The organism is Paenibacillus sp. OSY-SE (assembly GCF_000283315.1).
GTDB classification, from domain to species: domain Bacteria; phylum Bacillota; class Bacilli; order Paenibacillales; family Paenibacillaceae; genus Paenibacillus_B; species Paenibacillus_B profundus.
Map to the genome: position 1 here is coordinate 65,647 of NZ_ALKF01000172.1, position 8,327 is coordinate 73,973.

General features: G+C 51.9%; 7 protein-coding genes. 2 read left to right on the forward strand and 5 right to left on the reverse strand.

Annotation, left to right across the window (positions count from 1 at the left end; translation table 11 throughout):
• Positions 1–26: 26 nt before the first annotated feature.
• From A372_RS0111140 to A372_RS0111155, 4 genes are read right to left on the reverse strand one after another with little or no spacing between them, the layout of a single operon-like run.
• Entirely contained in the window at positions 27–980 is a 954-nt protein-coding gene (locus A372_RS0111140; RefSeq protein WP_019420927.1) for an ABC transporter ATP-binding protein, read from the reverse strand.
• Entirely contained in the window at positions 961–1,995 is a 1,035-nt protein-coding gene (locus tag A372_RS0111145; protein WP_019420928.1) for an ABC transporter ATP-binding protein, read from the reverse strand. The genes A372_RS0111140 and A372_RS0111145 overlap by 20 nt, the downstream gene beginning before the upstream one ends.
• A gap of 12 nt (positions 1,996–2,007) precedes the next feature.
• Entirely contained in the window at positions 2,008–2,955 is a 948-nt protein-coding gene (locus A372_RS0111150) for an ABC transporter permease (RefSeq protein WP_019420929.1), read from the reverse strand.
• Position 2,956: 1 nt separating this feature from the next.
• Positions 2,957–3,883, reverse strand: coding sequence for an ABC transporter permease (locus tag A372_RS0111155; protein WP_019420930.1), 927 nt, complete (start codon positions 3,881–3,883; stop codon positions 2,957–2,959).
• An 858-nt stretch (positions 3,884–4,741) separates the two neighbouring features.
• Here A372_RS0111155 and A372_RS0111160 point away from each other — a divergent pair.
• Complete coding sequence (locus A372_RS0111160) at positions 4,742–6,568, forward strand: sensor histidine kinase (protein ID WP_019420931.1); 1,827 nt, start codon at positions 4,742–4,744, stop codon at positions 6,566–6,568.
• Positions 6,546–8,087 carry a response regulator transcription factor gene (locus tag A372_RS0111165; RefSeq protein ID WP_019420932.1) on the forward strand — a complete coding sequence of 514 codons (1,542 nt, stop codon included), beginning with the start codon at positions 6,546–6,548 and terminating at the stop codon, positions 8,085–8,087. The genes A372_RS0111160 and A372_RS0111165 overlap by 23 nt, the downstream gene beginning before the upstream one ends.
• A 56-nt stretch (positions 8,088–8,143) precedes the next feature.
• Here the strand turns inward: A372_RS0111165 and A372_RS38545 are convergent.
• Positions 8,144–8,327 (reverse strand): hypothetical protein (locus A372_RS38545; RefSeq protein WP_237728514.1); only part of this gene is annotated, 184 nt, incomplete at its 5' end.

The window sequence follows — 8,327 nt, forward strand, 5'->3', positions numbered from 1 at the left end:
TAAGTGATCAAAAAGGCTACTAAAAATTAATATAGATGGCAAGCGACCCAATGGTTGGGGCGCGCCTCCTTGCCTTCCGGCATGTGATGCGCACACACATCCGTGGCGGCGGGACATCTGGCGTGAAACGGACATCCCGTTGGCGGTGAGAGCGGGCTTGGCGGATCTCCTTGCAGCACGATTCTTTCGCGCAGCCTTCTTACGGAAGGATCCGAAGCAGGTATTGCCGAGAGAAGCGCCTGCGTATAAGGATGGAGCGGTTCACGGAACAGCGAGCTGCGGTCGGTCAGCTCCATCATTTTGCCTAAGTACATCACGCCGATTCTGTCGCTAATATGCTTGACCATGGCCAGATCATGAGCGATGAACAAATAGCTCAGCCCTTCTTCCGCCTGCAGATCCTTCAGCAGGTTGACAATCTGCGCTTGAATCGACACGTCGAGCGCAGATATCGGTTCATCAGCGACAATGAACTGCGGCTTTACCGCCAAGGCACGCGCGATGCCGATCCTCTGCCTCTGTCCGCCGCTGAATTCATGGGGGAATCGCAAGGCGTGATCCGGATGCAGACCGACTCGTTCCAGAAGATCGGCGACACGCTCTTTTCTGGCTTGCCCCCTTGCCAGCCGATGAGCGTCAATCCCTTCCGCGATAATATCTCCGACTCTCAGCCGGGGATTAAGGGAGGCATGCGGGTCTTGGAAGATCATTTGCATATTGCGGTTCAGTTCCCGTTTCTCTTTGGCTCGGGCCAGAGCAGTGTCTTTGCCGTTGAACACCACCTTTCCGGATGTAGCGTCGAGCAGTCCCACGATTGTTTTTCCAAGCGTTGATTTTCCGCTGCCGCTTTCCCCTACGAGCCCGAGCGTCTCTCCGGGTTGGATGGTTAAGCTGATTCCGTCAACCGATTTCACGACCCGATCGGAAGCGATGTGAAAATGCTTGCGCAGCTCATGAATTTCAAGAATGGGCTCCGGCATATTCGTTCCTCCTTGCTGCGATAGGCGCGTGCTCCACAGGGGAACGGGGATCGTTCAGCCAGCACCGCGCGCTATGGTTATCAGTGAATGACATGGCTTCAGGCAGATGATGGACGCACACCTCCATCGCGTAAGGACATCGCTGTGCGAACGGACATCCCTGCGGCGGCGAGTACAGATCGGGCGGAGATCCCTCAATCGGTACGAGGCGCTCCTGATCCGGCGCATCCAGCTTCGGTGTCGATTGCAGCAGTCCCCAGGTATAAGGGTGTCTGGGGCGCTCGAAAATATCTTCTACCGTACCCGTCTCCACAATAATTCCGGCATACATCACGGCAACGCGATGGGCCACTTCAGCCACGACACCCAAATCATGGGTGATGAGCAGGATGGAGCTGCCCATGCGTTCCTGCAAGTCGGTCAGCATATCCATGATTTGCGCTTGTATCGTCACATCCAGCGCGGTAGTCGGCTCGTCTGCGATGAGGAGCTTCGGGTTGCAGGCAAGCGCAATCGCAATGGCGACGCGCTGCCGCATGCCTCCGCTGAACTCATGCGGATACTGGTGATACCGACTGGCTGCGTCGGGGATGCCCACTAACTGCAGCAATTCGATGGTCCTGTGCCGCGCCTCGGCCCGGGTAAGCTTCTGGTGCTGCAGCAATCCCTCGCCAATCTGCGCGCCAATCTTCATGGTAGGGTTGAGCGACGACATTGGATCTTGGAACACCATGCCAATCTCGGAGCCCCTTATTTTCCGCAACGCTCTTTTGTTAAGACCTGTAATGGGTTGGCCTTGAAAGTGAATCTCTCCGCCTTTAATCGAGCCGTAGGGAGAGGAAAGCATGCCCATAATAGCCCGGGCCGTCACGCTCTTCCCGCTGCCGCTCTCGCCTACGATCGCCAATGTTTCCTGTTCGTTGATATGGAAGGACACGTCACGCACGGCTTGAAGTTCCCTCTCACGGGAGCGGAAAGCAACATTCAGATGACGAACCTCCAGCAAATGATTCATGCGCGCACCTCCTTAATTGTGCGACCGGGGATCCAGGACATCCTGCAGCCCGTCGCCAAATGCATTAAACGCAAACATAGTGAGCGAAATCATTAATCCGGGGAAAAACAGCCGCCACCATTGCCCGCTCAGGATGACCCCGAGTGAATCGTTGGCCATCGTGCCCCAACTGGCCGCAGGGGCTTGAACGCCCAGACCGAGAAAGCTGAGGAACGATTCGGAAAAGATGGCCGCCGGTATCGTAAACGTCAAATTGACAATAATGATGCCTGCTGCATTCGGAAGCAGGTGCTTGAAAATAATGCGTGCATGCGACGTTCCCAGCTTTTGCGCTGCCAATACGTACTCTTGCTGCTTCAACTGCAGCATCTGGCCGCGCACCACCCGTGCCATTCCCACCCAGCCCGTAATGGACAGCGCGACAATCATCGTGATGATTCCGGGCTTCATAATGACAAGCAGCAAAATAATGACGAGCAGATAAGGAATGCTGTACAAAATCTCAACGATGCGCATCAAAATGCTGTCCACCCGATCGCCGAGGCGTCCCCGCCCCGCCATATAACCGGATACGCCGCCCACCATAATTCCAACCACCAAGTCGATGGCCGCCGCGGCAAAGCCGATCGTAAGCGAGATTCGGGCACCGGCCCAGGTCCGCGCCCATACATCCCGCCCCAGATCATCGGTGCCGAACCAATGCTCGGCTGAAGGGGGCAGGTTCGTTCGCGTCAAAGATTGTGTGCTCGGCGAATGGGGGAGCAAGGACGGGCCTATCACCGCGAGCAATATAATCAATAGCAGCAGGGCAAGCCCCAGCACTGACAGTTTGTTTTTCAATAATTTCCGGATCATGTCTCTCCATAAGGGAACGCTTGGCCGGGTTAGGACCTGATCTGCCATGCTGCTCCGGTCTATGGGGTGAAACAGATGATCCAATTCGGCTGATGATGCTTTCATGCTAATCTCCTTTGCTGGCTAGTTTGATTCTCGGATCGACGAACCGATAGGACATATCTATCAGGAATAAAGTGACCACCAGGACGGCGCTGTAAAAAATCGTCGTGCCCATAATGACGGGATAATCCCGGTTGAAAATACTGTCTACAAAATATTTGCCGATGCCCGGGATGGCGAAAATTTTCTCGACAACGAAGGTGCCAGTGACGACCGAGGCGAATAGCGGCCCCATAAAGGACAACACGGGAATCAATGAATTCCGCAGCCCGTGCCGAACTACTATCTTCCAAGTGGACAAGCCCTTGGCTTCGGCCGTCTGTATATATTCCTGATGCAGCACCTCCAGCATGCTGGTCCTCACGAAGCGGGCGATGATTGCCACGGGAGTGACGGCTAACGCCAACGACGGCAAGATCGTATGCCTCCATGTTCCCCAAGATGCGACGGGGAGCAATCCCCATTTCACCGCCATATACTTAATCAGCAGCGGGGCTAAGATGAAGCTCGGAATGGAGATGCCGATCATAGCGACGAACATGGATATATAGTCGAAGGTGCGATTATGGTTGAGCGCCGCGATAGTACCCAAGGCGGTTCCGGCAACAAGCGCCAAGAGCATGGACTGTATGCCCAATATGGCGGATGGGAGAAAGCCTCTGGCAATCAGGGTGTTCACATCTGTTGTTTTGGATTGAATGGAAGGCCCCAAGTCCAAGGTAAGCAAGCTTTTCAAATACAATATATATTGAGTGGGCAATGGCTTATCCAAGTTGTACCTGGCCCGCATATTTTCCAGGACGGATTCAGGGATGGCCTTGGAATCGGTAGCAAAAGGATCGCCCGGGATAATATGCATGATTACAAAGGTTAAAGTGACGATGATCCACAGGGTAACCAGCATGGTGAACAGCCGTTTTAGCACATACATATTCGTTTATTCTCCTGTCTCTATAATTCTTAGTAATGTAATCCGAATAGTAAGTATATAGCTTAAAAAAAGAGAACTCCCTATATCCCATTAAAAGGATGAGTTGTTAACTAAATTAAAATAGTTAAATCTGATTGGAATAGTATGAATAATAGGACAGAACCGGGGAGTTGTCAACTTATGAATATATAAATTTTAGAGTTTAGGATATTACGAGAATGGAAGGTGTTCTTAGTAGTGAAGGTAGAGATAAGGTTGGTTCCGCTTTCAATAGAGAGGGGAGGGAAATAAGGACAAAAGGATGGAAGGGCTTTCCTTTGCCTCATCCATTGGATTTTGTACAGTGAAAACAGCCTACTAACCTCATGGTGTGATGCTTCATTGGAATTCGTCCAATGCGATTCTGTTATTTGACATTTATGGGACTATCATTGGTTGTTCAATTGACAAATCCATTGGATCAAATGCAGTCTCCCTGCCATTTAACCGCTCAATCCTTGCTTTCCGCTGTAGGTTTTCCAATGGGCTGTTCGGGGGCTGCTGTTACCGCGCGAGCAATAAGCGCCTAAGAAAGATGAACTCATTTTGCCAGAAAGATGAGCAGTATAGAGTTCTCAACTCATGTTGCAATAGATAGGCTGCCTTGATCGATCCGTTAGCCGATCAGTTTCCAGATGCGCAGCACATGGAATTATGTGTCCCTTGAGTATATTGACTCATGCGTTACACTAAGATTAGAAGTTCATCCACACGCTGCTCACCTAAGATTCTGCACCGATGCCAACCAGCTTGCGATGGGCTTTTTGTTTTTTTGCAATGTAAGCGCATTAATGGCGCTGTCAGCGGGGAGAGGATTGAATGCGGAACATCAGGAACCGGCTGCGCAATGTAAGCTTGAAGCATAAGCTCATTATCGTGTTTTCATGCTTTCTCATTATTCCATTCGTCATCATCGGCGGCACGTTGTCGTGGCTGTATATGGATTCGAACCGGAATATGATTTTGGACGCAGCGGTGGATAATAACAACCAGATCGCCAAAAACATCGACACGTCCCTGCAGCCCTTGCTGCGGCTGGCGATGTACCCCGAGCGGGATCAGACGATATTTCAAATTATGCGCAAAGATTATGATTCGCTCCCTTATCCGTTATACGAGCGGGGCCGGGACTTCGATACGGTGAACGGAATTATTCGAAATAGCATGATGCTCTATACGGATCTGTTGGACTCGGCCGTCATCTATCAGAGCACCAATCATGTCGTAGTGGGGCGAAGTAATAACGGCTATATGGATCATCGTTATTTGGAACAGGAATTTTACAGCGAGCCGTTTATCCAAACGATTTTGCAGCAAAAAGGGCTTGTCGTTCCGGTCGGCATCCATCCCGAGAAGCTGATGTCGTTCCATGACACTCCGGTCGTATCGATTGGCCGCGCCATTGTCGACCCATATACGAAGGAGAACCTAGGCTTGATTCTGCTTAACATCGGCATCGACAAGCTGGCAGGCTTGTGGAGCAGCATTCACTTCACGGAGCATACGCAATTCTATTTAATTGATGAGCAGAAGAACATCGTATACAGCAAAAATCCGGGGGATATCGGGTCGGCGGCAGCAAACGTGCTGGAAAATAGGAAGCCTGCAGGCGGCGGAGAGCTCGAAACGAGGGAAGATGCCGATAATTACATTATCACGTCAGCTTCCGAGGTGACGAATTGGCAAGCGGTGACGGTTATACCGAAGCAGGAGTTGTTCTCGTTCGTGGACGTTATCGTGCGGACGATTTTCATTTCGCTGCTCGTTCTGCTCGCCTTGTCCATTCTTGCTTCGATATATATCGCGACGAGTATTACGAAACCGCTTTCTGCCTTGAACGCGAAGATGAAGCAGGTCTCCCAAGGCAAGCTGGACGTCAACATTGATATTCAGCATGGGGAAGTGGGCCGAATCAGTATCACGATCGACCATATGCTGCAGGAAATCCGGCGGCTGATTCAACGCATCTATGACGAGGAGCAAGAGAAGCGGCGGTTGGAACTGCTGGCGCTCCAATCGCAGATTCGGCCGCATTTTATGTACAATACGCTCAATGTCATCAAGTGGATGGCAAAAATTCAAGGCGCGACCGGAATCGAAGAGGCGTTGACCGCTTTTTCCTCGGTGATCAAGTTTACGGCGAAGGCAGAGAGCGACGAGGTGACGATTCAGGAGGAAGTCGAGTTCATCCGGAACTATACGAATATATTGGATTTCCGTTATCTTAACAAATTCGAGGTGGAGTATGACATTGACCCGGAGGTGCTTCCATACAAGACGTTGAAATTTCTGCTGCAGCCGCTTGTGGAAAATGCGATTTTTCACGGCTTCGACGGCATTCCTTACAAAGGGAAGCTGAGCATTCGCATCCACCGCGAGGGCGAGCATGTCGTTATGATTGTCGCTGACAACGGCAGAGGCATGTCAGGTGCGGATCTGGAAGAATTGCAGCCCGGTCCGGGTTCGGATCCGATGAACGGGATTGGGGTGAAAAATATACGCTCGCGCATCGAGCTGAACTATGGGACAGACTGCGGCCTGTGGATGACGAGCACAGAGAATGCCGGAACGACCGCCAAAATCATCATTCCGGTCATTACAGAGGAAGAACGGGGGGATTGCAATGAAGATCGTAATCGTGGATGACGAGCCCTTGGTTCGTATCGGGTTGAAATCGGCCATCCGCTGGGAAGCGGCCGGCATGGAAATCGTGGGCGAAGCCGCTGATGGCGAGGAGGCGATAAAGCTCATTTTGGAGCGGCAGCCGGATGTCGTCCTGCTTGATATAAAGATGCCGAAGAAGGACGGTCTGGAAGTGTTGCAGGAAATGAAAGCGCTGCATGTTCCGGCGAAGGTGATCATTCTGAGCAGCTTTGACGATTTCAACCTGGTTAAAAAGGCGATGAAGCTGGGGGCCGCGGATTATTTTCATAAGCCGAGCATGAATGTGCAAGAGATCGAAGCGGTGCTGTCCAAATTAAAGGAAGAAGCCGAGTCCGGTTCCGAAGGATCGCATAGCCTCAGCGGGGGCTCTGTTCAGAGCAAGGAGGATGTTGTGCGCCAGATGGTTCGCGGCAGCTTGGACGGCATCCGGCAGACGAAGCTGCAGGAGGGCAACTTGTATGCGCTGCTGTTCACGATTAAAAATTACACGCAAGTCGCTAAGCGGTACACAAAGGACAATGCGTCCATCCTGCCCAATACGATCGGCAACATCGTCTCCGAGCTGCTGTCGAAAGAGCCAGAGGCGGAATATATGCAGTTGGAGGACAACCTGTATGCCGTATTGGTGAGCCATAGCGGCACGAAGAGTATGCAAGCCTCGTTCGCGCATGTGAATGAGCTCGTCTATCTCATTAGCGCTGCGCTGAAAAGGTTCGTCAACATCGACACCGTGTTCGGAATAAGCGGGCCCGTACAAGTGTATCAGGAGTGCGGCCAGGCGGTCATGCAGGCGCAGCAGGCGCTGGCAAGGAAGTTCTATCACCCGAACGACCCGATCTTTTATGCCCAGGCGCACCGGGACGGGGATGCCGAGCAAGCGCTGGAGCAGGTGAACGCTCATATCGCGGCGATGAAGAACGGGCTGAAGGAAGAGAAATACGATGAATTCGCCCGCAGCCTGTCCGCGTGGGAGCAGTTCCTGCAGCAGAGCGAATGCATGGACGAGAAGGATGTCCGCAAAATTTATCAGGGCCTCTTGTTCATGTTGAAGGACGGCGAGGAATATTGGGGCGATGCGAACCGGCTGGAAGAGATTGAGGATTTCAGCGAGCTGTCGGTTGTCTATCATTCGCTGTTCAATGAACGGCTGGCGGAGAAGCTGTCGCAGCAGCATAAGGAATACAGTCCGCTCATCCGCGGTATTTTGCAATATATCGATACGAATTATCGGGAAGAGATCTCGCTCAAAAGCTTGGGGGAGCAGTTCCACGTGAGCCCGAACTATGTTAGCCGGCTGTTCAAGCAGGAAGTGAACCGGGGCCTGTTCGATTATCTCAATGAGGTACGCATCGAGAAGGCGAAGGAGCTCTTGCTGGATTACCGCTACAAAATTTACGAGGTGGCGGACATGACCGGCTTCAACAGCCAAGTCCATTTTGCGATTGTGTTTCATAAGTATGTCGGTATGGCGCCCAAGGAGTACCGCAAAGAAACGGTCTAAGATCCCTTTTGATCACGAAGTATAACTGTAAGCGGTCCCGGCATCGAATCTTGCATTCACCCTCGAAGTCCGATGCTCATGTAGTCTGGCCTACATTCCGCTTCTCCTTCTTCGGGTTCTTGCAACCTTCTCGGTGCTGAAAAGGGATCCCTTTTGCTCACGAAGTTATAACTGTAAGCGGTCTCGGCATCGAATCTTGCATTCACCCTCGAAAAGCTTATGCTTCCGAAGTATGTTTCC